The organism is Micromonospora sp. NPDC047730, from assembly GCF_043204765.1.
GTDB lineage: Bacteria > Actinomycetota > Actinomycetes > Mycobacteriales > Micromonosporaceae > Micromonospora.
Genome location: NZ_JBIDCU010000001.1, coordinates 505,234 through 530,361, shown reverse-complemented (window position 1 = coordinate 530,361; position 25,128 = coordinate 505,234). Strand labels below are relative to the sequence as shown.

General features: G+C 74.2%; 21 protein-coding genes. 13 read left to right on the top strand and 8 right to left on the bottom strand.

The annotated features are described in order from the left end of the window. Positions 1-105: 105 nt before the first annotated feature. From ACGF5G_RS02630 to ACGF5G_RS02615, 4 genes are all read right to left on the bottom strand, one after another. Positions 106-1,062 carry a 4-(cytidine 5'-diphospho)-2-C-methyl-D-erythritol kinase gene (locus ACGF5G_RS02630; RefSeq protein WP_393258328.1) on the bottom strand — a complete coding sequence of 319 codons (957 nt, stop codon included), beginning with the start codon at positions 1,060-1,062 and terminating at the stop codon, positions 106-108. Next, positions 1,059-1,199 carry a hypothetical protein gene (locus tag ACGF5G_RS02625; RefSeq protein ID WP_357457253.1) on the bottom strand — a complete coding sequence of 47 codons (141 nt, stop codon included), beginning with the start codon at positions 1,197-1,199 and terminating at the stop codon, positions 1,059-1,061. Before ACGF5G_RS02625 ends, ACGF5G_RS02630 begins: the two co-directional genes overlap by 4 nt. 9 nt (positions 1,200-1,208) lie before the next feature. Continuing rightward, positions 1,209-2,078: a 16S rRNA (adenine(1518)-N(6)/adenine(1519)-N(6))-dimethyltransferase RsmA gene (gene rsmA / locus ACGF5G_RS02620; RefSeq protein WP_393258325.1), complete on the bottom strand. Its 870-nt coding sequence runs from the start codon at positions 2,076-2,078 to the stop codon at positions 1,209-1,211. Between the two features lie 64 nt (positions 2,079-2,142). Next, on the bottom strand, positions 2,143-3,078 hold the full coding sequence (locus ACGF5G_RS02615; RefSeq protein WP_393258322.1) for a TatD family hydrolase: 936 nt from the start codon (positions 3,076-3,078) through the stop codon (positions 2,143-2,145). Positions 3,079-3,173: 95 nt separating this feature from the next. Between ACGF5G_RS02615 and ACGF5G_RS02610 the strand changes: the two genes are divergently transcribed. Together ACGF5G_RS02610 and ACGF5G_RS02605 are read left to right on the top strand one after the other, a co-directional pair. Then, complete coding sequence (locus ACGF5G_RS02610; protein ID WP_393258319.1) at positions 3,174-4,403, top strand: hypothetical protein; 1,230 nt, start codon at positions 3,174-3,176, stop codon at positions 4,401-4,403. Between the two features lie 87 nt (positions 4,404-4,490). After that, the gene (locus tag ACGF5G_RS02605) at positions 4,491-5,342 is read left to right on the top strand and encodes an alpha/beta fold hydrolase (RefSeq protein ID WP_393258316.1); all 852 of its coding nucleotides are present in this window, start codon (positions 4,491-4,493) and stop codon (positions 5,340-5,342) included. Positions 5,343-5,433: 91 nt separating this feature from the next. Here the strand turns inward: ACGF5G_RS02605 and metG are convergent, their stop codons facing one another. After that, on the bottom strand, positions 5,434-7,236 hold the full coding sequence (metG, locus tag ACGF5G_RS02600) for a methionine--tRNA ligase (RefSeq protein WP_393258314.1): 1,803 nt from the start codon (positions 7,234-7,236) through the stop codon (positions 5,434-5,436). A gap of 149 nt (positions 7,237-7,385) precedes the next feature. Between metG and ACGF5G_RS02595 the strand changes: the two genes are divergently transcribed. Further along, positions 7,386-8,399: a hypothetical protein gene (locus ACGF5G_RS02595; RefSeq protein WP_393258311.1), complete on the top strand. Its 1,014-nt coding sequence runs from the start codon at positions 7,386-7,388 to the stop codon at positions 8,397-8,399. A 151-nt stretch (positions 8,400-8,550) separates the two neighbouring features. Here the strand turns inward: ACGF5G_RS02595 and rsmI are convergent, their stop codons facing one another. Beyond that, a complete protein-coding gene (gene rsmI / locus ACGF5G_RS02590) occupies positions 8,551-9,390 on the bottom strand; it encodes a 16S rRNA (cytidine(1402)-2'-O)-methyltransferase (RefSeq protein WP_393259192.1) in 840 nt (279 codons plus the stop codon). Positions 9,391-9,482: 92 nt separating this feature from the next. Between rsmI and ACGF5G_RS02585 the strand changes: the two genes are divergently transcribed. The 6 genes from ACGF5G_RS02585 to ACGF5G_RS02560 all read left to right on the top strand — a co-directional run bounded on the left by ACGF5G_RS02585 (position 9,483) and on the right by ACGF5G_RS02560 (position 20,082). Beyond that, positions 9,483-11,168, top strand: coding sequence for a dolichyl-phosphate-mannose--protein mannosyltransferase (locus tag ACGF5G_RS02585; RefSeq protein WP_393258308.1), 1,686 nt, complete (start codon positions 9,483-9,485; stop codon positions 11,166-11,168). A gap of 1,026 nt (positions 11,169-12,194) precedes the next feature. Beyond that, complete coding sequence (locus ACGF5G_RS02580) at positions 12,195-16,280, top strand: Pls/PosA family non-ribosomal peptide synthetase (protein ID WP_393258305.1); 4,086 nt, start codon at positions 12,195-12,197, stop codon at positions 16,278-16,280. 77 nt (positions 16,281-16,357) lie between these two features. Continuing rightward, positions 16,358-17,167: a dimethylarginine dimethylaminohydrolase family protein gene (locus tag ACGF5G_RS02575; protein WP_393258301.1), complete on the top strand. Its 810-nt coding sequence runs from the start codon at positions 16,358-16,360 to the stop codon at positions 17,165-17,167. After that, the gene (locus ACGF5G_RS02570; RefSeq protein ID WP_393258298.1) at positions 17,167-17,928 is read left to right on the top strand and encodes a BPL-N domain-containing protein; all 762 of its coding nucleotides are present in this window, start codon (positions 17,167-17,169) and stop codon (positions 17,926-17,928) included. The genes ACGF5G_RS02575 and ACGF5G_RS02570 overlap by 1 nt, the downstream gene beginning before the upstream one ends. Continuing rightward, entirely contained in the window at positions 17,925-19,244 is a 1,320-nt protein-coding gene (locus ACGF5G_RS02565) for a heparan-alpha-glucosaminide N-acetyltransferase domain-containing protein (protein WP_393258296.1), read from the top strand. The genes ACGF5G_RS02570 and ACGF5G_RS02565 overlap by 4 nt, the downstream gene beginning before the upstream one ends. 16 nt (positions 19,245-19,260) lie before the next feature. Next, positions 19,261-20,082, top strand: a complete 822-nt coding sequence (locus ACGF5G_RS02560; RefSeq protein ID WP_393258293.1) for a BPL-N domain-containing protein — start codon at positions 19,261-19,263, stop codon at positions 20,080-20,082. 12 nt (positions 20,083-20,094) lie between these two features. On the opposite strand, the gene ACGF5G_RS02555 is transcribed toward ACGF5G_RS02560, so the two are convergent. Further along, positions 20,095-20,364, bottom strand: coding sequence for a hypothetical protein (locus ACGF5G_RS02555; protein ID WP_393258291.1), 270 nt, complete (start codon positions 20,362-20,364; stop codon positions 20,095-20,097). A gap of 140 nt (positions 20,365-20,504) precedes the next feature. Here ACGF5G_RS02555 and ACGF5G_RS02550 point away from each other — a divergent pair, with 140 nt between their 5' ends. From ACGF5G_RS02550 to ACGF5G_RS02540, 3 genes are all read left to right on the top strand, one after another. Further along, on the top strand, positions 20,505-21,617 hold the full coding sequence (locus tag ACGF5G_RS02550; RefSeq protein WP_393258289.1) for a DNA glycosylase AlkZ-like family protein: 1,113 nt from the start codon (positions 20,505-20,507) through the stop codon (positions 21,615-21,617). Further along, positions 21,610-22,266, top strand: coding sequence for a 4'-phosphopantetheinyl transferase (locus ACGF5G_RS02545; protein WP_393258286.1), 657 nt, complete (start codon positions 21,610-21,612; stop codon positions 22,264-22,266). Before ACGF5G_RS02550 ends, ACGF5G_RS02545 begins: the two co-directional genes overlap by 8 nt. Positions 22,267-22,414: 148 nt before the next feature. Continuing rightward, positions 22,415-23,476 carry a DUF4352 domain-containing protein gene (locus tag ACGF5G_RS02540; RefSeq protein ID WP_393258283.1) on the top strand — a complete coding sequence of 354 codons (1,062 nt, stop codon included), beginning with the start codon at positions 22,415-22,417 and terminating at the stop codon, positions 23,474-23,476. 89 nt (positions 23,477-23,565) lie between these two features. Here ACGF5G_RS02540 and ACGF5G_RS02535 read toward each other — a convergent pair whose 3' ends face one another. Next, a complete protein-coding gene (locus ACGF5G_RS02535) occupies positions 23,566-24,243 on the bottom strand; it encodes a hypothetical protein (protein ID WP_357457216.1) in 678 nt (225 codons plus the stop codon). 244 nt (positions 24,244-24,487) lie between these two features. Here ACGF5G_RS02535 and ACGF5G_RS02530 point away from each other — a divergent pair, with 244 nt between their 5' ends. Then, entirely contained in the window at positions 24,488-25,042 is a 555-nt protein-coding gene (locus ACGF5G_RS02530; protein ID WP_393258280.1) for a M23 family metallopeptidase, read from the top strand. Positions 25,043-25,128: the final 86 nt, after the last annotated feature.

Below are 25,128 nucleotides of genomic sequence, written 5' to 3'. Positions count from 1 at the left end.
GTACGCGGGCGCCGGGGCCCGCCCCGGCCGGAGCCGGGCCCGCCGCGGGTCAACCAACGGGGCGGCCGGCTTGTTCCTGGTCAGCGGGCGCCGGAGCGCCGGCGGTCAGACGATGCGGGCGCCGGCGACCGGGCCGTGGGCGGTCCGTGCCTCGCGGCACACCCCGGCCGACGCCAGCTCGGCGGCGATCCGCTCGGCGTCGGCGGCGTCCAGCGCGAGGAAGACGCAGGTCGGCCCCGAGCCGGAGACGATGCCGGCGAGCGCGCCGGCCGCCTCGCCGGCCTTCAGCGTCGCCGCCAGCGACGGGCGCATGGCCAGGGCGGCGTCCTGGAGGTCGTTGCCGAGGGTCGCGGCGAGCACCCGCGGGTCCCGCTGGCGCAGCGCCGCGAGCAGCCCGTCGGTGCTGCCCAGCGGCGCCCCGGCGGTGCCGGCGTCGCGGAGCCGGTCCAGTTCGCGGTAGGCGGCCGGGGTGGAGAGACCGCCGTCGGCGACGGCGACCACCCAGTGCCAGGACGTGGGGCGGGCCAGCACGGGGCTGACCGCCTCTCCCCGGCCGGTGCCGAGCGCCGTGCCGCCGTGGATCAGGAACGGCACGTCGGAGCCCAGGTCGGCGGCGATCCCGGCCAGCTCGTCGCGGGACAGCCCGGTGCCCCAGAGCGCGTCGCAGGCGACCAGTGCGGCGGCGGCGTCGGCGCTGCCCCCGGCCAGCCCGCCGGCCAGCGGGATCTGCTTGCGCAGGTGCAGCCGGGCGTGCGGCGTCACCCCGGCGTACCCGGCGAGGGCGTGGGCCGCCCGGATGACCAGGTTGGAGTCGTCCAGGGCCAGCTCGCCGGCGCCCTCGCCCTCCATGGTGAGGGTGAGCGTGTCGCCCCGGCGGGCGGTCAGCTCGTCGTGGATGGAGATGGCGTGGTAGACGGTGTTCAGCTCGTGGTAGCCGTCGCGGCGCAGCGGCCCCACCCCGAGGTGCAGGTTGACCTTGGCGGGTACCCGGACCCGCACCGGTCCGCTGGCGCCGCGCCGCCGCTGCTCGTCCTCGTCGTCCGGTCCCCAGGCCTCGGTCACGGGGCGGTGTCCCGCGGGCGCAGGCGGATGTCGAACGGCTTCTCCACGATCAGCTCCTCGGCGGCGTCGGCGGCCGGCACGCACCGGCCGTCGACCAGGTCGTACGCGTACACGTGCGGATGGCCCGGGGCGGGCACGGCGTCAGCCTACTGTGCGGCGGACGGGGCGGCCGGGGCCGACGCGGCGATGGCGGCGAACTGCTCGACGGAGAGTGACTCGCCGCGCGCGCCGGGGTCGACGCCGGCGGCGGTGAGCGCGGCGGCGGCCCGGTCCGCGCCGCCGGCCCAGCCGGCCAGCGCGGCGCGCAGGGTCTTGCGGCGCTGCGCGAACGCCGCGTCCACCACGGCGAAGACCCGTTCCCGGGGTACGTCGTCGCGGGGCGGCTCGCGGCGGGTGAAGGCGACCAGTCCGGAGTCGACGTTCGGCACCGGCCAGAACACGTTCGGCGGGACCTTCCCGGCGGCGCGGGCGCGGGAGTACCAGGCGAGCTTGACCGACGGGACGCCGTACACCTTGGAGCCGGGACCGGCGACGAGCCGGTCGGCGACCTCCTTCTGCACCATCACCAGGCCGTGCCGGAGGCTGGGCAGCTCGGCGAGCAGGTGCAGCACCACCGGCACGGCCACGTTGTAGGGCAGGTTCGCCACCAGCGCGGTCGGCGCCGGGTCGGCCAGGTCGGCGGCGCGTACGCGCAGCGCGTCGGCGTGGTGCACGGTGAGCCGGGCGGCGTCCGGGCCGGCGTGCCGGGCGGCGGTCTCCGGCAGCGCGCCGGCCAGCGTCGAATCGATCTCCACGGCGTGCACGTGGGCGGCGGCGGGGAGCAGGGCCAGGGTGAGCGAGCCGAGCCCGGGGCCGACCTCCAGTGCCACGTCGTCCGGGGTCAGCCCGGCGGCGGTGACGATGCGCCGCACCGTGTTGGGGTCGTGCACGAAGTTCTGGCCGAGCCTCTTGGTGGGGGCGACGCCCAGCCGGGCGGCCAGTTCCCGGATCTCCGCCGGGCCGAGGAGACCGGTCACGCCCCGTAGCCTATGCGGGCCGGCACGGGCGTGCGGAGGGGGCCCGTGGCGGGGGACCTGCCGGTCACCACGGGCCGAAGACGCGGTCGCCGGTGGCGGAGATGGCGGCGCAGAGATCGTCCAGGTCCGCGCCGGTCGTCTCGGCCAGCGCCCGGACGGTCAGCGGGATCAGGTACGACGCGTTGGGCCGGCCGCGGTGCGGCATCGGGGTCAGGTACGGCGCGTCGGTCTCCACCAGGATCTGGTCGAGCGGGGTCAGCGCGGCGGCCTCGCGCAGCGCCCCGGCGCTGCCGAAGGTGACGGTGCCGGCGAAGCTGAGCAGGTAGCCGCGGCGGACGCACTCGGCGGCGAAGTCGGCGTCGCCGGAGAAGCAGTGCAGCACCACGGTGTCGGGCGCACCCTCGTCGTCGAGGATCCGCAGCACGTCGGCGTGCGCGTCCCGGTCGTGGATGACCAGCGCCTTGCCGTACCGCTTGGCGATGGCGATGTGCGCGCGGAAGCTCTCCTCCTGCACGGCCCGCCCCTCCTCGCCGGTGCGGAAGAAGTCCATCCCGGTCTCGCCGATGCCGCGTACCCGGTCGCGGGCGGCGAGCGCCTCGATCTCGCGCAGCGCCTCGTCGAGGTCGGCCAGGCGGGGCGCCTCGTTCGGGTGCAGCGCCACGGTGGCCAGCACGGCCGGATGGGCGTCGGCGACGTCGGCGCCCCAACGGGACGACGCCACGTCCACCCCGACCTGCACCAGCCGGTCGACGCCCACGGAGGCGGCGACGGCGACGACCGCGGCGACGGGGTCCGCGGCGGGGCCGCCGCTCGAGTCGGCAGCTGCCCGCGCCCCCGGCTCGCCCGTCGCGCCGTGCGGGGGCACACCGGCCTCGCTGACGGTGATGTCGAGGTGGGTGTGGCTGTCCAGCACGGGGCGGGGCAGCGGCTCGGGGGCGGGCGGGAACTCCCCGGCCCGGCGGGCGGCGCGCTGCTTGCGGGTTTCGGTGGGCTCGCTCATCGCAGGCCAGCATCACACACCGTCGGCGGCCCGCGTCGCGGGGACGCCACCGGCCGTTCACCGACTCGGCACATGTCGGGCCTAGCGTCAGCGGGGTGACCGTCACCCCTCAGACCAGCGGAAACGGCCTTTTCGTCACGTACGGGGGCGCGGTGTACCCGGCGGAGGAGATCGCCCGGGGCGCGGCGTACGAGTTGTCCAGCGCGGCCGAGGCGCCCGGCTTCGAGTGGTCCCGTCCCGGCACGACCCGGCCGTGGCGCAGGTTCGTGCACGCCACCGAGGTCAGCGACGTGCATCCGGCGACGGAGCCGGTCGAGGAGCCGGAGGCGCCGCTGCTGGTGCCGCTGCACCGGGAGCGGGGCTGGTCGTACGTGCAGCAGCTCAGCCAGCAGCCGACGGCGGCCGGCGACCCGACGCTGGCGGCGGTGCGCGCCTCGGCGGTGGTCCGGCGCGGCACCCGGATGGTGAAGGTGCTCTCCGCCCGGCAGCTCGCCGGTTACGTGCGCGGGTGGCTGCCGCACGGCTTCTGCTACCGGGAGCACGACGTGGCGCACCTGCGTACCCCGGCGGCGACGACGGTGCTGCGCACCGACGGCGCGGACGCCCGGGACGGCGCGGACGTGACGTACGCGCTGCGCTGGCGGGCCGCCGACCCGGGCGACTACGACGTGCCGGTCGGCGCGGCGCACCGCGGCCTGACGGCGCTGGCGCCCCGCGACCGGCTCGGCGCGGCGGTCCTCGGCACGGGGTTCGTGCCGAGCAACGGTCAGCTCGTCCCGGAGTTCGTCACGCGGGACTTCGCGGACCTGCCGATGCCGGCGAACGCCACCCTGCTCGCCTACCCGGCCGACGGCGTGGAGGTGGTGCTCTACAGCTACCAGGCCGAGCAGCGCGGCTGGCTGCGGATGGTCGGCCCGCAGTGGCGGCACCTGCTCGCGGCGGTGCCGGGGCTCTCCCCCGACCAGGAGTACGTGCCGACGGGCGAGGCGCCCCACTCCACCCGGCTGGTCGGCGGCTACGCCGGCGGTGACTACGAGGCGGTGGCCGACCTGCCCGGCGGGTTCCGGGTGCTGGCGATGACCCGCGCCGCCCGGTACCCGGTCGAGTGGGCGGCCCGCCGGCTGCGGCTGGCCGACTGGCGGGGCGTGCCCTGCCTGGTGCTGCGGGAGGAAACCGGCTGGCTCCGCCTGCGGCTGCGCCGACCGGATCCGGACGCGGTGGCGGAGACCGGGGCGCAGTGCCAGGAGCGGGGCGTCTACGAGGCGTGGGCGCCGGCCGCCGAGGTCACCGAGGACCGGGTGGTGGACCTGCCGTACCGGCTCTGACCCGACGCGTGCCGGATCTCGCCGGCATAACCGGGGACGGGGCGGGAACCCGCACGCGTCCAGCCGTCATGTGACCAGGAGACGCGCATGCCTTTCATCACCGTGGGGACGGAGAACTCGGCCCCCATCGACCTGTACTACGAGGACCACGGCTCCGGTCAGCCGATCGTGCTGATCCACGGCTTCCCGTTCAACGGGGCGACCTGGGAGAAGCAGACCGGGCCGCTGCTGGCCGCCGGATACCGGACGATCACGTACGACCGGCGGGGTTTCGGCGCTTCCGCCCAACCGGCGTTCGGGTACGACTACGACACGTTCGCCGCCGACCTGGACGTGCTGATGACCGAGCTGGACCTGCGCGACGCGATCCTGGTCGGCCACTCGATGGGCACCGGCGAGGTGACCCGCTACCTGGGCGTGTACGGCTCGCAGCGGGTCGACCGGGCGGTGCTGCTGGCCCCGCTCGCGCCGTTCCTGCTGAAGACCTCGGACAACCCGGAGGGGGTCGAGAAGAGCCTCTTCCAGGGCTTCCAGCAGGCCATCCTCGACGACCGTTTCGCGTACCTCACCACCTTCTGCGAGGCGTTCTTCAACTATCAGGAGAACAGGGGCAGGCTGGTCAGCGAGGAGGCGTTCCGGGCGCACTGGGAGATCGGCGCCCGGGCCTCGGCGAAGGGCACCCACGACAGCGTGGACGCCTGGCAGACCGACTTCCGGGGCGACGTGTCCCGCATCGACGTGCCGGTACTGATCGTGCAGGGTGACTCCGACGCGGTGCTGCCGTACCCGAAGACCGGTCAGCGGCTGCAACCGATGCTGGCCGGCAGCCAGTTGGTCACCCTGAAGGGCGCGCCGCACGGCATCCCCTGGACGAACGCGCCCGAGGTGAACCGCAGCATCATGGACTTCATCGGCGCGCCGGCGATGGCGCGGGCCTGACCGCCCCGCCCGGGAAGCACAGCCGCACGGCCTGGCACGGACGACGACGGGCGCGACCCCCTCGGGTCGCGCCCGTCGGCACGCTCGGGGATCAGCCGGCCAGGCGGGCCAGCTCCTCGTCGACGATCGACGGGTCGAGCTTGCGGAAGACCGGCTTCGGTGCGGCCAACGCCCGGCCCACCTCCAGCGGCACGGGCTCCCAGCGCGCGCCGACCGAGTAGTCACCGGTCAGCACCGGGTACGCGGGCCCGCCGTCGAGGTCGTCGACCTCCTCGATGACCGGCATCGGGGCGTGCACGCCGGAGCCGCCGAGCAGCTCGTGCACCTTCTGCGCGGAGTGCGGCAGGAACGGGGTGAGCAGCGTGTTGGCGTCGCTGACCACCTGGAGGGCGACGTGCAGGATGGTGCCCATCCGGGGCTTGTCGGCCTCGCCCTTGAGCTTCCACGGGGCCTGCTCGGAGAGGTACTTGTTGGCCTCGGCGACCACCCGCATCGCCTCGCCGATGGCCTGCTTCTGCCGGTGCCGGGCGATCAGGTCGCCGACCGTCGCGAAGCCGGCCCGGGCGACCGCGAGCAGCGCCTCGTCGGCCTCGGTGAGCCCGGCCGGGTCGACGGGCGGGATCGCGCCGAAGTTCTTCGCCGCCATCGAGATGGAGCGGTTGACCAGGTTGCCCCAGCCGGCGACCAGCTCGTCGTTGTTGCGGCGGAGGAATTCGGCCCAGGTGAAGTCGGTGTCGTTGCTCTCCGGGCCGGCGGCGGCGATGAAGTAGCGCAGCGCGTCGGCGTCGTACCGCTCCAGGAAGTCCCGGACGTAGATGACGACCCGCCGGGAGGAGGAGAACTTGCGCCCCTCCATGGTCAGGTACTCGCTGGAGACCACCTCGGTGGGCAGGTTGAGCCGGCCCAGCTCGCCCGGCTGGCCGTCGCGGTCACCCTCGCCGGAGTAGCCGGAGAGCAGCGCCGGCCAGATCACCGAGTGGAAGACGATGTTGTCCTTGCCCATGAAGTAGTAGGCGCGGGCGTCCTTGCCTTCGGCGTCGGCGGACCACCACCTGCGCCACGCCTCGGGGTCGCCGGAGCGGCGGGCCCACTCGATCGAGGCGGAGAGGTAGCCAATCACCGCGTCGAACCAGACGTAGATGCGCTTGTCGGGGCGGTCCCGCCAGCCGTCGAGCGGGATCGGCACGCCCCACTCCAGGTCCCGGGTGATGGCCCGGGGCTGGAGGTCGTCGAGCAGGTTCCGCGAGAAGCGCAGCACGTTGGGCCGCCAGCCCTCGCGGGTGTCCAGCCACCGCCGCAGCACGTCGGCCAGGGCGGGCAGGTCCAGGAAGAAGTGCTCGGTCTCGACGAACTTCGGGGTCTCCCCGTTGATCCGCGACTTCGGGTCGATCAGGTCGATCGGGTCGAGCTGGTTGCCGCAGTTGTCACACTGGTCGCCGCGGGCGCTGTCGTAGCCGCAGATCGGGCAGGTGCCCTCGATGTAGCGGTCGGGCAGGGTCCGGCCGGTGGACGGGGAGATCGCGCCCATGGTGGTCTTCGGGACGATGTACCCGTTGCGGTACATCCCCTCGAACAGCTCCTGCACCACCGCGTAGTGGTTGCGGGTGGTGGTGCGGGTGAACAGGTCGTAGGAGAGCCCGAGGCCGTGCAGGTCCTCGACGATCACCCGGTTGTAGCGGTCGGCCAGCTCGCGCGGGGTGACGCCGTCGGCGTCCGCCTGCACCTGGATGGGGGTGCCGTGCTCGTCGGTGCCCGACACCATGAGCACGTCGTGGCCGGCCATCCGCATGTACCGGCTGAAGACGTCGGAGGGAACGCCGAAACCGGAGACGTGGCCGATGTGGCGCGGGCCGTTGGCATACGGCCAGGCAACCGCCGCGAGAACGTGACTCATGGCCAGCAAGCCTAGTGACCCGCTTCGGGTGATCGCGAATCAATAGGGCTCGCGGGTCGGCGGACCGGCCGGATCGGGTCCGCTATTTGTCCGATTTGTCGCCGACACGCGGCCTGAGCTGCCCGTTCGCGTGCGGGTTGCGGGGTGCAATGAACGCCGTGACTAGCAGACGAGCGGCCCGGGATCGTGACGACCGTCCCTCCGGCCCGGCGGACGGCGGCGGGACAAGGGCGGCGCGCGGCACCCTCGCGCCGCACCCGCGGGTGGTTCCGGCCGCCGCGCCGCCGGAGCCGCCGCCGGAGCCGCCGCCGCAACCGCCCGCCGGCGCGGTCGCGGCCTCGCCGCCTCCCGCGCCCGCCGTCGAGGTGGAGCCCACGACCGGGGCGCCGGTTGACGCCCTGCCCCGCCGGGCCCCGGTCCGGCAGCCGAACCGCTGGCCCCGCCGGGGCCGATCCCTGGCCGACGGTACGCCTGACCGGGACGACGGCGGGCGTACGCCGGACGGCGAGGGCGGGGCCGGGGAAGGGACCGACGGCGGCGACGCGGCGTACTGGCCGCCGATCGAGTTGGTGCACTGGGACGGCACGCCGATCCGGGAGGAGTCGCCGCACGAGCGGCAGCGGTCCACCCGGGAGGATGCCGCGCGGCGACGGTTCCGGCGCACCCCGCGTCCGCCCGATCCGCTGCCGGGGTTGGCCGCGCTGCTGGCGTTGAGCCTGGTGGCGGCGTTCTTCGCCTGGGTCAGCGCCGGCCCGTTCTGGCTGGCGGTGGGGCACGCCACCCGGGGCACGGTGGTGATCGCCGACTGCACCGGCGGTGGGCTCACGCAGCGCTGCCGGGGCAACTTCGTCTCCGCCGACGAGACGTGGACCGCGCACGGCGTGCGGGTGAGCGGGGTGACCGCGGAGCGCACCGCGACCGGCACGACGCTGCCGGCCCGGATGACGGGCCCGCAGGGCGGCACCGCGTACGCGGACACCGGCCGGGCCGCGCACCTGCGCTGGCTGCTCGGCCTGCTGGTGGTGCTGGGCTGCGCCGCCGGGATCGCCCGGTGGACGGGTTCGACCCGGTTCGCCGATCCTCGCGCCCGCCGCTGGGCGGTGGCCGGCGCGCTGGCCGGCCCGCTGGTGATCACCGCCGGTTTCCTCGTCGCCGCCTGGTGAACCCCGATGGTGCCCCGAGCGCCCCGGGACGGCCCGGCGAGGCCCACGGTGCGCCGAGCAGCCAAGCGCCGGGCCGGAGTGCACAGCCGGGGCGGGCCGAGCGCCGGGCCCGAGGACACACCCGAGCAGCCGGCGTGGTGCCGGCCGGGGCTCAGGCGTGCACGACGCCGTAGACGTCGCGCCGGCGCAGGCCGTACTCCGTGGCGACCTCGGTGATCGCGTCCCGCCGGGACAGGCCAGCGGCCTCCCGGGCGGCGACGGCGGCCCGCAGGGTGTCGTCGTCGGGGCGTTCCGGGGCCGTCTCGGGCGCGCCCGCCACCACGAGGGTGATCTCGCCGCGGGGCTCCCCCGCGGCGGCCCAGTCGGCCAGCTCGCCGAGCGGGCGGCGGACGATCTCCTCGTACGTCTTGGTCAGCTCGCGGCACAGCGCGGCGGGCCGGTCGGCGCCGAACGCGGCGGCCAGGTCGGCGAGCGCGCCCGCGATCCGGTGCGGCGCCTCGAAGAAGACCAACGTCCGTTCCTCGGCGGCGAGCGCCCGCAGCCGGGACCGGCGGGCGCCGGGGGTGCGCGGCAGGAAGCCCTCGAAGCAGAACCGGTCGCAGGGCAGCCCGGACAGCGCCAGCGCGGTGGTGACGGCGCTCGGGCCGGGCGCGGCGGTGACCGGCACGCCGGCGTCCAGGGCGGCCCGCACCAGCCGGTAGCCGGGGTCGGAGACGCTCGGCATGCCGCCGTCGGTGACCAGGGCGACCACGTAGCCGGCGGTCAACACCTCGGCCAGCTCGGGGGTGCGCCGCTCCTCGTTGCCCTCGAAGTAGGAGACGATCCGCCCCGCCACGGTGACGTCCAGGTCGCGGGCCAGGCGGGTGAGCCGGCGGGTGTCCTCGGCGGCCACCACGTCGGCGGCGGCGAGCACCTCACGGAAGCGGGCCGAGGCGTCGGCCGGGTTGCCGAGCGGCGCGCCGAGGAGGATCAGGCGCCCGGTGTCGGACATTTCACCCACGGGAACGGCTCCTTCATCGACAGGGGTGCCGGTATCGGAGACGACGGGCGCCACCGGGCACCTTGGCAGCCTACGATCGCCGGGTGACGAGTGCGTCGACAGCACAGAGCGCGGACCAGGCGGGACCCGATCCCACGACGGGATCGCCACCGGAAGGATCGTCCCCGGCTCCCGGCGGCGGCGTTCCCGGCATCGTCCGGCGCCGGCTGGCGACCGTGGAGGCCCGGCTGGACGGGCGCTCCTGGCTGGCCACCGGCGTGATCGTCGCGATCGCGGCGATCCTGCGGTTCGTCGGCCTGAGCCATCCGCCCGGGAAGATCTTCGACGAGATCTACTACGCCCGCGAGGGCTGGGCCCTGGTCGACAAGGGCGTCGAGTGGAACTACCAGGACAACGGCCCCTCGTACGTGGTCCACCCGCCGCTCGGCAAGTGGCTGATCGGGCTCGGCGAGTGGGCCTTCGGCTACTCGGACGCCGAGCACGGCATCTCCGTGCCGGGGCACCTGATGACCACCGCCCCGGAGTTCGGCTGGCGGTTCTCGGCGGCGGTCGTCGGCACCCTGTCGGTGCTGATGTTGGTCCGCATCGGCCGGCGGATGTTCCGCTCGACCGCGCTCGGCTGCGCGGCCGGCCTGCTGCTCGCGCTGGACGGCTTCCATCTGGTGCTGTCCCGCACGGCGCTGCTCGACATCTTCCTGCTGTTCTTCGTGCTGGCCACGTTCGGCGCCCTGGTGCTGGACCGGGACGCCCGGCGCCGCCGGTGGGCCCGGGCGCTGGAGGCGGGCCTCGACCCGGGCCGGCCGGGGCGGGCCGGGCGGCCGGCGGGCGGCTGGCGGAACTGGCCGTGGTGGCGGCTGGCCGCCGGGGTGCTGTTCGGCGGTGCCTGCGCGGTGAAGTGGAGCGCGCTCTACTTCCTGCCCGTGTTCGCGCTGCTGGTGATCCTCTGGGAGGTCGGGGTCCGCCGCTCCGCGGGTGCCCGTCGGCCGTGGCGGGACACCCTCCTCGACGAGCTGCCCTGGCTGGTGCTGGCCGGGGTACTGATGGTGGTCACCTACCTCGCCACCTGGTCCGGCTGGCTGCTCGGCGACGACGGCTACTACCGGCTCGCGGAGCGGTACCCGAACGCGCCGCTGAGCGACACCCCGGTCATCGGCGCGCTGCACAACCTCGTCGAGTACCACAAGGCGGCGTACGGCTTCCACCGGACTCTGGACGAGGGGCACAAGTACCAGTCGTGGCCGTGGCAGTGGCTGCTGCTGGGCCGACCGGTCGCCTTCTACTGGTCGGGCAACGGGGCCTGCGGCGCGCCGAGCTGCGCCTCGGAGGTCCTGCTGCTCGGCACGCCCCTGCTCTGGTGGTCGTTCCTGCCCGCCCTGGTGGCGCTGGCGTGGCTGGGCCTGGCCCGGCGGGACTGGCGGGCCGGCGCGATCCTGCTCGTCGTGGCGGCCGGCCTGCTGCCCTGGTTCTGGTTCGCGCTGGACGGCCGGACGATGTTCTCCTTCTACACCGCGCCGGTGCTGCCGTTCCTGGTGCTGGCGGTGGTCTACGTGCTCGGTGCGATCGTCACACCCGCCGGCCCGCCCGGAGGCGGCACCGTCGCGCCGCTCGACGCCGGCCAGGACCGCCGGCTCGTGGGCGGGGTGATCGCCGGGGCGTACGTGCTGCTGGTCGCGCTCTGCTTCGCGTACTTCCATCCGATCTTCGTCGGCAAGCTGCTCCCGTACGCCGAGTGGTCGGCGCGGATGTGGCTGGACGGCCGCTGGATCTGACCGAAGACGCGCGTCCCGCCGCGGCTCCGGGGCCCCCGGGGGCGCGGCGGGCGCGCGAGAACGGGCCCGCACGCGTGGCGTGCGGGCCCGTCGACGTAGAAGCGCGCCCCGATCGCCTGCCACGGGGGAAGCGGGCGATTGGGGCGCGCATGAAGAGCTTAACCACCCCACACCACTGGCACAACGGGTCGACTTCGGTCAGATTTCCGACCTACGCGACACCGAACGGATGGTTTACATCCGACATCTTACGGTCCGTCATCCTGCGCAAACGGTGCGGATCGACCGCCGCCGCGAACCGGCGGCCGGCCGAACTTCCCGGTCGGCCACCCCCTAACCGGCGCGCGGTTCATGCCTCGTCATTCCATATTCGACGGCCTGCGCCGATCGTCATCGGCGTCGCCGGACAGCCCGTTCATCCGGATGTTCACCTTCTGGAGACCGCGAGTCACGCAACACCGCATAACCCGACATAAAGCTCTAATTGCCTCCCTACTCTCGTCCGAGTGGTCGTTTACATTCACGACGGTGGGTCACCCGCCGTCCTCAAGGGACTTTCCGGCGCCGCCCGCTCCGGCGCCGACCCGGACCTCGTCGACGCCACCCGGCGGCGACATCGACCGGCCCGGCGCAGCGGCGTCCGCGCCACGGCAGGCCCCCTGACGCACCTCTCGGTCGTCGCGACCACTGTCCGGTCGGGACCGGCGCTCCCGACCCGCGGCCCTCGGTGTGTCGACGCCCAGCCACACCTGCACGCGACCGATCAGCCCCGGCCGGTAGCAGGCGCAAACGCCGACTGATCCCGGCGGCGGTCGGCGGTTCAGCCGACACCCGTCACGACGATTTGGCACTTCCGTGACGCCTCGCGGGCTTCACGGCGATATCGCTGTCCATCGCACCTGCCCTGCGGAGGGGCTTCTGTCGGACATCCCTGCCACCGGTCCGGTGATGACGGGGGTCCGCACAGGCGTCCACCGCACGGCACCGGTTGCTTGCTCGTAATCGACGCAGGAGGTTCGCGGTTCCGTGGAACAGGTAGGTCTCACCGGTACGCCCACGTCTCCCCCGGCGCCGGAGCGTCTTCCGGACGCGGAGGCGCGCGTCGCGATCGGCTCGCTGGTCGTCGATGCCGTGCGGAAGCCGTGGGACGAGGGCGGCGTCAGGCGTACGCGGCGCCTGCACCACGTGTTCGAGTCCGCGTGCGACCGGAACCCGTCGGCCATCGCGCTCGAGTGCGGCGATGCGCGGTTGACCTACCGCGAGCTGGACGAGCGCGCCAACCGGCTGGCCCACCACCTGCGCGCGCTCGGTGTCGGCGACGGCTCGCGGGTGGCCATCCTGCTGCGGCGCTCCGTCGAGACGTACGTGGCGTTGCTGGGCGTGGGGAAGGCCGGCGCGGCGTTCGTGCCGATCGACCCCGAGTCCCCGGCCGACCGGGTCGCCTACATCGCCGAGGATTCCGCCGTCGACCTGGTGTTGACGTCCACGGCGCTCGCCGACCGGGTGGGCGACCGGCCGGCCCTCGTCGTCGACGAGTGCGCTGCCGAACTCGCCGCCGCGCCCGGCGACCGGCCGGAAATCGGCGGCGACGGGAGCCAGGACCCGGGCGCCTACGTGATCTACACCTCCGGGTCGAGCGGTCGGCCCAAGGGCGTCGACGTCGCGCAGTCGAGCATCTGCAACTTCCTCGACGTGGTGCCCGGCGTGTACGACGTGCGCCCGACGGACCGGGTCTACCAGGGCATGACGATCGCGTTCGACTTCGCGATCGAGGAGATCTGGCCGACGTGGTCGGTCGGCGCCACCCTGGTGGCCGGTCCGAACGACTCACGCCGCCTCGGCGCGGAGCTGGCGGACTTCCTGGACGAGGCACGCGTCACCGTCCTCTACTGCGTGCCCACCCTGCTGGCCACCGTTCCGCGCGACCTGCCCCGGATCCGCAACCTGCTCGTCGGCGGGGAGGCCTGCCCGGGGCAGCTGGTCGAGCGGTGGAGCCGGCCCGGCCGGCGAATCCTCAACACCTACGGGCCGACCGAGGCCACGGTCACCGCGACCTGGGGCGAGCTGCTCCCCGGGCGACCGGTCACCATCGGGCGGCCCCTGCCGACCTACTCCGTGGTGCTGCTGGACGAGCAGCGGCAGCCGGTCGCCGACGGCGAGGTGGGTGAGATCTGCATCGGCGGCCCGGGGGTGGCGCGCGGGTACGTGGGGCGGCCGGACCTGACCGCCGACCGGTTCATCGCGCACGCCCTGGCGCCGCCCGGCGGTCGGCTGTACCGCACCGGGGACCTCGGGCGGATCACCGAGGACGGCGAGATCGAATACCTGGGCCGGGCGGACTCCGAGGTCAAGATCCGTGGCCATCGGGTGGACCTCGGTGAGATCGAGAGCGTGCTGCTGGAGGACCCGGGGGTGGCCGAGGCCGTGGCGGCGCTGGTCCCGGTCGCCGACGCCCCGGACGCCCCCCACGAGCTGGCCGCCTACCTCGTCGCACACGAGGGTGACGAGGGCGGGCACGCGGAGCTGATCGCCCGGCTGTGCCGGACCCTGCAGACCCGGCTGCCCAATTACATGGTGCCGTCCTTCCTGGACGTCGTCACCGCGCTGCCGACCATGCCCAGCGGAAAGGTCGACCGGAAGCGGCTGCCCCCGCCGAACCGCCGGCTCGCCCTCGCCACCGGCCCCGTCGTGGCCGCCGAGGGCGAGCTGGAGGAGCAGGTACGCGCGGCGTGGGCGGAGGCGTTCGGCATCGAGTCCGAGGCGCTGTCGGTCGAGGCGGACTTCTTCGCCGACCTCGGAGGGCATTCGCTGCTGGCGGCGCGGGTGGTGTCGCTGCTGCGCGCCCGCAAGGTCGGCGTGAGCCCGGCGGTCCGCGACCTGTACGCCCACCCGACCGTACGAGGCATGGCGGCTCATCTCGGCGCCGCCGATCGGACCGTCGCGCCCAGCGCTCCGCCCCGCCCCGCCCCGCTGCGGCACAGCAGCCGGCGGATCGCGCTGGCCGGGTCCGGCCAGGCGGCGGTGATCTACCTGCTGCTGCTGGCGGTCACGCTCCCCGTCTCCTACGTCTACACCCGCAACGACGGTTTCGTGTCGGTCCGCGTTCTCGTGGAGCTGATGGTCGCGATCCTGCTCAGCTACCTCGGCGTGCGGTGGGTGCTGCCGGTGCTGCTGGCCCGGCCGTTGGCCGCGGGCATCCGGCCCGGCCGGTACCGCCTGTGGGGCCCCACCTACGTCCGGCTCTGGGCGCTGAACACGCTGCTGGCGGTCGGGCCGCTGCCCGTGCTCAGCGGTTCTCCGCTGATGGCGACCTACCTGCGGCTGCTCGGTGCCCGGATCGGCCGCCGGACCATGATCGCGACCAGCGCGATCAGCCTGCCGACCCTGATCTCCGTCGGGCGGGACGCCTCGGTCGGGTACGGCGTCTCGCTGCGGCCGTGGCGGGCGGAGGACGGCTGGGTCGTCGTCGGGCCGGTCACGATCGGGGCGGACGCCTTCGTCGGCGCGAACGCGGTCCTCGAGCCCGGCGCCTCGGTCGGGGTGGACGCCGGCCTCGGCGAACAGTCCGTCCTCGTCCACGGCGAGACGGTGCCACCCGGGGAGCGTTGGGCGGGCTCGCCGCCGGCACCGACCCCCCGGCTCGCTCCCACCGTGGAATCGCTGCTCAGCTACCGCCGCCTGCGGCGTGGCTGGCGCGTGCACCACATCGCCGCCGCGCTGGTCGGCCTGGTCGGGCTGGAACTCGGGGCGATCGCGATGGTCCTGCCCAGCGTGGCGCTGGTGTGGTGGGTGCTGCTGACCCGTGGTCTGCTCGCCGGCCTGGTCGCGACCCTACCGGCCGGGATCGTCTACGTGCTCACCGTCTGCGTGTTGGTCGCCGCCGGCAAGCGTCTCGTGCTGCCGCGGGTGCCGGTCGGCATTCACCACCGCATCCACTCGATGCTCGGCGTGCGCAAGTGGATCGCCGACAAGCTGCTCGAGTCGAGCCTCATGTTCACCAACTCGCTCTACGCGACCCTCTACACCGGGCCCTGGCTGCGACTGCTCGGTGCCCGGGTCGGCCGCGGCGCCGAGGTCTCCACCGCCGCGCACCTGGACCCGGACCTGCTCACCCTGGGATCGGAGAGCTTCGTCGCCGACATGGCCAGCCTCGGCGCCGCGACGTTCGCCAACGGCCGCATGGCGTTCCTGCCCACCACGGTCGGCAGCCGAGCCTTCGTCGGCAACGCCGCGTTCGTACCGGCCGGCACGGTGCTGGGCGAGGGGTCCCTGATCGGCGTCGGCACGCTGCCGCCCGACGACGGCGTCCCGGAGGGCTCGTCCTGGTTGGGTTCACCTGCGATGCACCTGCCGGCGCGCCAGAGCAGCGGCTCCTTCTCCGAGGAGGTGACGTACCGCCCGCCGCGCCCCGTGGTGGCCCGCCGGCTGTTCGTCGAGTTCTTCCGCGCGACCCTGCCCGCATCGGTGCTCGGCGCCAGCTTCTACCTCTACCTCCTGGCGCTGTCCCAACTCGCCAACGGTCGGGACCTGCTCGTGCCGGCGCTGGTGTCGCCGTTCGTCGCGATGACGTCGAGCGTCGCGGTGATCGCGTTCTGCGCGGCGACCAAGCGCAACGTCGTCGGCACCTACCGGCCCCGGGTGGAACCGCTGTGGAGCGGCTTCGTCCGGCGCACCGAGTTCGTCACCGGCCTCTACGAGGCCGCGGCGGTTCCCGCCGGCATCGGGCTCCTGGTCGGCACGCCGTTCCTGCCGCCGCTGCTGCGCTGGTTCGGGGTCCGCGTCGGCAGACGCACCTGGATCGGCACGACGTACCTCACCGAGTTCGACCTCGTCGAGATCGGCGACGACGCGACCGTGGGCACCGAGGTGTCGCTGCAGACCCACCTGTTCGAGGACCGGGTGATGAAGATGTCCGTCGTCACGGTCGGCGCCGGCGCCACGATCGGCACCCGCGCCATCGTGCTCTACGACGCGGTCGTCGGCGACGACGTCATGTTGGGCTCGCTCTCGCTGCTGATGAAGGGCGAACACCTGGTCGCCGGGACCCGATGGCGCGGGATCCCCGCCCAGGGCGTGCTCACCCACGACACCACCAGCCAACGGGCGGCCTGATGCCGCGCCGTACGGCTGCGGCTCGCACCGCGCCGCAGCCCGTCCACCATCCGCTCACCGAAAGGGAAGAACGCTCGATGAACAAGGCACTGCTGGTTTCCGACGCGGCCCACTTCCGCGTCGACTACGAGATCAACCCGTACATGCACACCGAGATCCAGCCCGATCACGCGGTGGCGATCCTCGAACACGAGCGCATCGTCGCCGCGCACCGGGCGGCGGGGCGCCGCATCGAGTACGTGACGTCGGCGCCGGAGTGCCCGGACATGGTCTTCACCGCGAACGCCGCCCTGGTGCGGGGCCGTCGGGCCGTGCTGGGAGCACCACCACCCGAGCGCAAGGCGGAGCTGCCGTACTTCCAGGGGTGGCTGATCGACCACGACTTCGAGGTCCTGGAGGCGCCGTACCCGTTCAGCGGGCAGGGCGACGCCCTGGCCTGCGGCGACCTGTTGCTCGCCGGCTACGGCCAGCGGACCGACCGGCGGATGCATGCCGTGCTCGCGGGGGAGCTGGGCTACGAGATCGTGCCGCTGCGGACGGTGAGCCACCAGTGGTACGACCTCGACCTGGCGGTCGGAGTCGTCGAGCCGGGGCGAACGCTCGCCTACTGCCCGGAGGCCCTCGACGAGCCGAGCCGCCAGCGGCTGCGCGACCTCGGCATGGACCTGATCGAGGTCTGCGTCGAGGAGGCGGCGCGCTTCGCGCTCAACCTGATCAGTGACGGCACCACCGTGACCATGACCAGGGGGGCGCCGCGGCTGGCAACCGCGCTGCGCGAGCGCGGCCTGCGGGTCGTCGAACTCGACACGACCGAGCTCGCCAAGGGCGGAGGCGGGGTCCGCTGCACCGCGCTGACCCTCGACGCCCCGCTGCCGACGAGGCCGTGATGGCGATGGGAAACGTCGGTCGGCTGCTCGCCGCCGGCGGGCGGGCACTCGCCGGCCGTGGCCTGACGGTCCGCGCGCCACTGCCCGGGTCGCCGGAGCCGCCGGTGGCGCTGGTCTACCGGGGGCCGGCGACGCTGCCCGGCTGCCCGGAGGCGGTGGCGGCGCTGCTCAAGTCCAGCCGTTGGGGCTTCGACGTCCGCTACGTCGGCCCGGACGCGGACGACCTGCCGCTGACCCGGCGGGCCCTGGCCGGGGCGACGCTCTACGCCCAGCCCGGGGGCGGCACCCTCAACCGCGGCTACCGCCACCTGAAGCGCCACCGCGACGAGATCAGGCAGTTCGTCCACTCCGGCGGCAGGTACCTCGGCATCTGCCTCGGCGGCTACCTCGCGGGGGCCACCCCCGGCTTCGGCCTCCTGCCCGGGGACACCGACCAGTACATCGCCTCGTCCGCCGCCACGGTCGACTCGGAGCGGAACACCGTCGTCCAGGTCTCCTGGCGCGGCCGGCGGCGGACGCTCTTCTTCCAGGACGGCCCGTACTTCTGGCTGCGCCCGAAGGCCGAGGCCGACGTCCTCGCGACCTACCCGAACGGCACCGTGGCCGCGATGGTCGCCCCCTTCGGCGCGGGCCGGGTCGGGGTCGTCGGCCCCCACCCCGAAGCCACCGACGACTGGTACGTCGACGCCGGGTTGCCGATCGCCGACCGGCTCGGCACGGATCTCGGCTGCGACCTGATCGACACCGTGATGAGGCCATGACACAGACCGTTTACCTCAGCCGCGCCGCCCTGGACCGGGCCGGCGACGCTCCGCCCGCGACGGCCGGGCGCTCCCGGCTGCTCGGCGTGGACGCCGCGCGTGGCGTCGCGCTGTTCGGGATGATCGCCGTGCACTCGTTGTACCAGTCCGACGCCCTGGGCCGACCGACCTGGTCGTTCACCATCTTCGGCGGCCGGGCGGCCGCCCTGTTCGCGGTGCTGGCCGGGGTCGGCATCGCGTTCATGACCGGTCGACGGCGGGTCCGCCTGGCCGACGGCGCGGGCCCGGTGGCGGCGCTCGTCGTCCGGGCCCTGGTCATCGGCGCGATCGGCTTGGCACTGGGCTACGCCGACGCGTCCCTGGCGTCGGTGATCCTGCCGTACTACGCGGTGATGTTCGTGCTGGCCATCCCGCTGGTGTTCCTGCCGACCTGGTTGGTGGCGGTCACCGGCCTGGCCGTGGCCGCCGGCAGTCCCGTGCTCCGCCAGCTCCTGCTGCCGCAGCTGCCGGGACCGACCTACGACAACCCGGCGTTCGCGCAGCTCGTCGACGCTCCCGGCGCGCTGCTCACCGAGCTGTCGATGACGGGGGAGTTCCCCGCGGTCACGTGGCTGGCGTACCTCTGCGCCGGGCTGGTGGTCGGGCGGTTGACCCTCACCCGGATGCCGGTGCTCCTCGGCCTGCTCTACACCGGGGTCGCGCTGGCCGCGGCGGCGCCGGTGGCGTCGTGGGTCCTGCTGAACCGATACGAGGGTCTGCAGCAGATCTGGTTCACGCAGCCGAAGAGCGGGTTGACCGTGGCCGAGACGAGCGGACTCCTCGCGCTCGGCGGGGACGGCAGCACGCCCACCTCGACGTGGTGGTGGCTCGCGGTCGACGCGCCGCACACCAGCACCCCGCTCGACCTGCTCGGCACGATCGGAAGCGCGATCGCCGTGCTCGCCGCCCTGCTGCTCCTCGGCCAGCTCGCACGGCGGGCGACCTCCGTGCTGCTGGTGCCCCTCGCGGCGGCCGGCAGCATGACGCTGACGCTCTACACCGCGCACATCGTGTTCATCAATTCCGAACTCGACACTCTCGAGCCCACGGCCGGATACCTCGCGCAGGTCCTGGTCGTCGTGCTGGTCGCGACCGCCTGGTGGGCCACTGCGGGCCGTGGCCCGCTGGAAGGGCTCGTGACGCTGCTCTCGCGCGGCGCCGGTCGACTGGTCACCCGGCCAGGCCGAGCATCACGAGGTCGGGCCGGCATGTCGATGTACGCACGACCGGCGCCGCCCTCCGCCGACCGGCACGCGACCGCCTGGCGGCGCGGCTGAACGGCAGGGGTGCGACATGGGACGGACCAGCTCGGGCCTGCTGCGTAGAGAGCGGCGGATCAGCCGGCGACGCCTCGTCGTCGGTGCCGGCGCCGCCGGCACCCTGGCCGCCCTCGGGTGGGCCGGCGTGTCGGCGGTCACCGGGGACGGCAACCGGCCGCTGGCACTGGTCTACCGGGGGCCGGCCGCCTGTTCCGGCTGCGCCGAGGCCGTGGCCGCCCTCCTGCGCAGCGCACCCGGCGGGTTCCGCACCGAATACTGCGGCCCCGGCGAGCAGCGGCAGATCTCGCGGAGCACGCTGGCCGAAGCGACGGTCTACGCCCAACCCGGCGGCGGCAACGTCGGCCCGGCCTGGCGCAGGCTGCGGGACCACGCCGAGGACATCCGTGGCTTCGTCCGCGACGGCGGCCACTACCTCGGTTTCTGCCTGGGGGCGTACCTCGCCGCCACCCGCCCCGGCTTCGGGCTGCTCGACGGGAAGGTCGACCAGTACATCAGGACGGCCGGGGCGAGCGTCGACAGCGCCGACGACGCGGTGGTCCCCGTCCGGTGGCGCGGCAGGTCCCGGCACATGTTCTTCCAGGACGGGCCGACGCTCGAGCTGCGACCCGGGGCGCCGGGCATCGTGCTCGCCACCTACAACACCGGCGCGCCCGCCGCCGTCGTCACCGCCTTCGGCGCCGGGCGGGTCGGACTCGTGGGACCGCATCCCGAAGCCGACCGGTCGTGGTACGCCGACGCCGAGCTGACCAACCCGGACGGCATCCGCCTCGACCTGGGCCATGACCTGGTGCGGAGCACGGTGGACGGGTGGGCCCCGGCGTCCGGTGGGAGCTGATCGGCCGCGCCGTCACTCGCGCCGGTGCTGCCGGGGCAGCCAGCCCATGAACCGGTCCTGGAGGGTGGTCCCGGACGCCGGCGTCAGGTCCTGGGCGGCGGCCGCGAGGCAGGAGCCCAGGTAGACGCTGAGCATGGCGCGGTCGACCCGGTACTCCTCCAGCAACCGGGCGCGCTTGGTGGTGCACGGCCAGTCGGCGCCGCAGGTGCCGCAGGTCCAGCCCGGCGTCACCGGCGCGTGATCGTCCCTCGGGGACGGTGAGCCCTCCACACCACCGGTCATCGCACTCCCTCTCCGGTTCACGTGGCGGCCCGCCCCCGGCGGACCAGAGTCGACAATGGATGAGAGCCGTCCCCCCTGCGACGCCCCATCAGCGCCACCGAACGCTACGGCGTTACGCGGTTGCGGTACGTTCACCAACCATGGCCATCGCGACGCTGACCGTGGACCAGGTGCTGGCCTGGCGGGCCGGCCGGCACCTGCTGCACCGGCCGGCGGGCGTGGACCCGGTCGACGTGGTCGGCCGCCTCGTCGGCGTGCAGGCGCAGGTCGCCTCCGCCGCCGAGCAGGCCGTCGCCGCCCGGCAGGCCGATCCCCGGCCCGGGGCGGTCGCGGCCGCGCTCGCGGGGCGTCGGCTGCTGCGCACCTGGGCGATGCGCGGCACCCTGCACGTGCTGCGCGTCGAGGACGCGCCCGCCTGCCTGTCCCTGCTGGCCGCCGGCCGGTTCTGGGAGAAGGGCTCGTGGCAGCGCACCTTCGTGACCGTGGACCAGCTCGCGGCGATCGCCGAGTCGGCCGCCGCCGCGCTCGACGGCCGGACGCTGACCCGGGAGCAGCTCACCGCCGAGATCGTGGAACGCACCGGCGACGGGACGGTCGCCGCGCACCTCGAATCCGGGTGGGGGGCCGTGCTCAAGCCGCTGGCCTGGCAGGGCCTGCTGGTGCAGGGGCCGACCGAGGGCAACCGGGTCACCTTCACCCGGCCGGAGACACTGCTGCCCGACTGGCCCGGCCTGCCCGACCCCGAGGAGGCCGCGTCCCGGGTGGTGCCGGCCTGGCTGGGCGCGTACGGGCCGTCGAGCGCGGAGACCTTCGACCAGTGGCTGAGCCGGGGCGGCTCGAAGCGGGCCGCGCTGCGCGGCTGGTTCGCCCGGCTCGTCGACGCGGGCGAGCTGGTGCCGGTGACCGTCGACGAGCGGCCCGCGTACGCCCGGGCAGTCGACGTGGACGAGATCGCCGCCGCCCGCCCCGACGACGCCGTACGCCTGCTGCCCGCCTTCGACCAGTGGGTGCTCGGGCCGGGCACGAAGGACACCACGATCGTCCCGGCCGACCGGCGCGCCTCCGTCAGTCGGGCCGCCGGCTGGATCTCGCCGGTGGTGGTGCACCGGGGGCGGGTGGTGGGCACCTGGGAGGCCCGCGACGGCGAGCCGGTGATGGACCTGTGGCCGGAGTCGCCGCCGGTGCCGGCCGGCGGGCTCGACGCCGAGCGGGCGCGCGTGCGGGCGTACCTCTCGGGGGGCGGCGATGCGTGACCTGCTGCCGCCGTCGGTGGCGGTGGCGGTGGCCGGGCCGGCGGACTGGACGGGCGAGCTGCTGCCGGCCGAGCGGGCCTGCCTCAGCGAGCGGGCGGTGGAGAGCCGCCGCCGCGACTTCACCGCCGGGCGGGTGTGCGCCCGCCGCGCAATGGCGACGCTCGGCGTGTCCCCGGTCCCGGTGCCGGCGGCGGCCGACCGGTCGCCGGTCTGGCCGGCGGGCGTGGTCGGCGCCATCACCCACACCCGGGACTACTGCGCGGCCGTCGCGGCCCGCGGCGCCGAGGTCCGGTCGGTCGGCATCGACGCCGAGCGGCACAAGGAGCTCAACTCTGGCGTACGCCGGTTGATCTGCCTGCCCGAGGAGGAGGACCGGTTCGCCCGCCTGCCGGCGGGAACCTCCTGGCCGGCGGTGGTGTTCAGCGCCAAGGAGACGATCTACAAGGTGTGGCATCCGATCGTCGGCACCTGGCTGGACTTCCACGACGCCCTGGTGGAACTCGACCCCGACGCCGGCACGTTCACCGCCCGCATCACGCCGGCCCGGATCGACGCCGCCCCGGTGGCCGACCCGCCGGCCCTGGTCACCGGCCGGTTCAGCGTCGACGACGCCCTGGTGCGCACCGCCGCCGTGCTGCTGCCCCGCTGACCCGCCACCGGCCTCCTGGCCCCTTCGATCCGGCACGTGACCCGTTCAGGGGACGACGCCGGGCCGCCGGACACGCGAAGATGTTCCGTTGTCCGCGCACGGTAGCGTCAGCCGCGTTTGCCGTCGTCGTCAGGTGCCTAGGAGTACGGTGAGTCACCCCCAGCCCCCATACGGGCCGCAGGATCCCTACCAGCCGAGCCCGGAGCAGCAGCCGTACCCGCCGGCACCGCAGTTCCCCGCCAACCAGGGCGGTTACCCGCCCCAGCCGCCGGTCTCCGGCGGCCCCCAGCCCGCGGGCGACCCGTGGTCCCCGCTCCCGCCCGTGCCGCAGCAGCCGGCCAACGACCCGTGGGCCGCGCCCCAGCCGCCGGTCTCCGGCGCCCCGCAGCCCCCGGTGTCGGGCGTGCCCGGCGAGCCGTGGGCGCAGCCGCCGGTCTCCGGCGCGCCGCAGCCGCCGGTGTCCGGGACGCCGGGCGAGCCGTGGGCCCCACCGCACCAGCCGACGTCCGGGATGCCGCAGCCGCCGATCTCCGGCACGCCGTACCCACAGGTGACGTCCGGCGCGCCCGGCTACCCGCTCGGCCCGCCGCAGCCCGTCGCCCCGCCGAACAACAAGAAGAAGACCGTCCTGATCATCGCGATCGTGGCGGTCGTGCTGACCCTGCTCTGCTGCGTCGGCGGCATCGCGGCGGTCGTCGCCGGCGCCGACAAGGCGAAGGACGACCTGGAGAAGGCCCTGCCCACCCCGGCGACCACCAACGCCGCGCCGAGTGGCTCGCCCGCCACCAGCGCCACGCCGGGCAAGGACGACGAGACCTACAACATGAAGCCCGGTGACACGCTGGTCCTCTCCGACGACGAGGGGACCCTCGAGGTCACGGTCACCCGGTTCACCACCGCCACCAAGGGCTGCCGGGAGTACGCTCCGGACCCGGACAAGGGCATGTACCTGATCGCCCACGTCACCGCCACGGTGACCAAGGGCAAGGGCTCGATCAACCCGTTCTACTTCGAGTGGGTGGCCTCGGACGGCACCACGACCAACGGCCTGGCCAGCGCGCTCTCCGGCTGCGGCGACACGCTGAGCTCCGGCAACAACCTGCGCGAGGGCAGCAAGCGCACGGGCACCGTGGTGTTCGACGTCCGCGACAAGAACGGCGCGCTGGAGTACAAGCACAGGTTCGAGAGCGCCGGCTCCTGGAAGCCGTAGTCCGCACCTGCTGACGGGAGGCCGGTCCCCTCGGGGGCCGGCCTCCCGCGCTGTCCCGGACCGTTCCCCGCCGGCATGCCGGTGCGCGGTCAGCGGCCCTGCTCCAGCAGGTCGGCGACCGTGATCAGCGGAGTCACCAGGGACGGCACCAGGGCCGGGTCGGCCAGCCGGCCGCGCCGGTAGGTGATCAGCTCCGCGCCGCGCACGCTCCAGGCCGGCACCGCCCCCGCCAGGTGCGCGCCGATCAGGGTCGGCCCGACCAGGGCCTGCTGACCCGGGGCCGCCGCGCCCACCCGCCACTGCCGGTCGAACTCCTCGTGCCCGGTGGCGTAGCTGTCGCTGCCGAACAGCGCGCGGCCCAGCTTCGAGAACACGTGGCGCGGCGCGACCGCCAGCGGCGGGAACTGCCGCCGCAGCCACACCGAACAGACGACGTACGTGTGGGTCTGCGAGGTGGTCGTCTGGTTGCCGTCCGCGCCGGTCGAGGTCTGCGTCTCCGTGTACGCGTACTCGGCCACCCCCACCGGGCGACCGTGCAGCATCCCGGCCAGCGCGAACCGCACGCCCCGGCGGCTGCGGCCCGGCACCCGGTCGGTCCAGGCGACCTGCGGTCTCTCGGCGTACGTCCAGCCGTACCGGGCGGCCCACTGCCGCCACCGGTCCCGCCGTTCCCGCTCCTGACGGTGGGTCGTCACGACCAGCGCGGTGAGCCCGACCCCGAGGAGGACGGCGAACGCCCCGCAGCCGGCGAACAGGAAAACGCTCATCAATCGATCCACGGGCGGCAGCGTAGTGACCGCCCGCACGAGCGCCGGCCGTCGGGACGCCGGGCGGGGTTCATCTCGACGCGATGCCTCGTCTTCGTCACCCGCAGTCGCGGCGACCCCTGATCCCACCCCTGTCGTCCACCCGGTTCGTTGAACCGCCCCCCGGCGTGCTGTTCAGTTCCCACCGGTGCGGTCGACGATGACGGTGCTGAATCTCTGCTGGCACACCGAAGAGGGATCCACAGTGAACAGAGGGAAGACGGTCCTGCGCCGGATCGGCGCGACCGTGAGCGCGATGCTGCTGGTCGCCGGGGCCGTGGTCGTCGGGGCCACCCCGGCCTCGGCCGCGAACTACTACTACGAGCTGCCGTACCCGGCCGGCGAGTCCTACCTGGTCACGCAGGGGCCGGAGGGCACGTACTCGCACGTCGGCGCGTACAACGAGTACGCCTGGGACTTCGGGCTGCCGGCGAACTACGAGGTCTCCGCCTCCCAGGCGGGCACCATCATCATGTCGAACTGGTCGCCGTACTGGCAGAACGGCATCGAGGTGATCATCCGGCACTCGAACGGCCAGTGCACCCACTACGCGCACCTGAACCGGGCGATCTACAACGCCGGCACCTGGGTCCCGCAGGGCCGGGTCATCGGCTGGTCGGGCAGCACCGGCGCGTCCACCGCGCCGCACCTGCACTTCCAGGTCATCAACTGCAGCACCCGCGTGGGCATCCCCGCCACGCTCCAGGGCTGGACGCCGTGGACCGGCACCTGGCCGGTCAGCGTCAACTACTACGCCTGACCGACGGCCCCCTCCCACGTGTCCTGCTCGCCCGATGACAGCGAGCGGGACACGTGGGATTCGGTGGGTTCACCGGACGACATGGA

Bases quoted from the DNA above. Each gene is read 5' to 3' on its own strand.
- ACGF5G_RS02565 (WP_393258296.1), top strand. From the start codon at position 17,925: ATGACACAGACCGTTTACCTCAGCCGCGCCGCCCTGGACCGGGCCGGC.
- ACGF5G_RS02605 (WP_393258316.1), top strand. From the start codon at position 4,491: ATGCCTTTCATCACCGTGGGGACGGAGAACTCGGCCCCCATCGACCTG.
- ACGF5G_RS02575 (WP_393258301.1), top strand. From the start codon at position 16,358: ATGAACAAGGCACTGCTGGTTTCCGACGCGGCCCACTTCCGCGTCGAC.
- ACGF5G_RS02595 (WP_393258311.1), top strand. From the start codon at position 7,386: ATGAACGCCGTGACTAGCAGACGAGCGGCCCGGGATCGTGACGACCGT.
- ACGF5G_RS02615 (WP_393258322.1), bottom strand. From the start codon at position 3,078: ATGAGCGAGCCCACCGAAACCCGCAAGCAGCGCGCCGCCCGCCGGGCC.
- ACGF5G_RS02560 (WP_393258293.1), top strand. From the start codon at position 19,261: ATGGGACGGACCAGCTCGGGCCTGCTGCGTAGAGAGCGGCGGATCAGC.
- metG (WP_393258314.1), bottom strand. From the start codon at position 7,236: ATGAGTCACGTTCTCGCGGCGGTTGCCTGGCCGTATGCCAACGGCCCG.
- ACGF5G_RS02550 (WP_393258289.1), top strand. From the start codon at position 20,505: ATGGCCATCGCGACGCTGACCGTGGACCAGGTGCTGGCCTGGCGGGCC.
- ACGF5G_RS02570 (WP_393258298.1), top strand. From the start codon at position 17,167: ATGGCGATGGGAAACGTCGGTCGGCTGCTCGCCGCCGGCGGGCGGGCA.
- ACGF5G_RS02535 (WP_357457216.1), bottom strand. From the start codon at position 24,243: ATGAGCGTTTTCCTGTTCGCCGGCTGCGGGGCGTTCGCCGTCCTCCTC.
- ACGF5G_RS02545 (WP_393258286.1), top strand. From the start codon at position 21,610: ATGCGTGACCTGCTGCCGCCGTCGGTGGCGGTGGCGGTGGCCGGGCCG.
- ACGF5G_RS02555 (WP_393258291.1), bottom strand. From the start codon at position 20,364: ATGACCGGTGGTGTGGAGGGCTCACCGTCCCCGAGGGACGATCACGCG.
- rsmI (WP_393259192.1), bottom strand. From the start codon at position 9,390: ATGTCCGACACCGGGCGCCTGATCCTCCTCGGCGCGCCGCTCGGCAAC.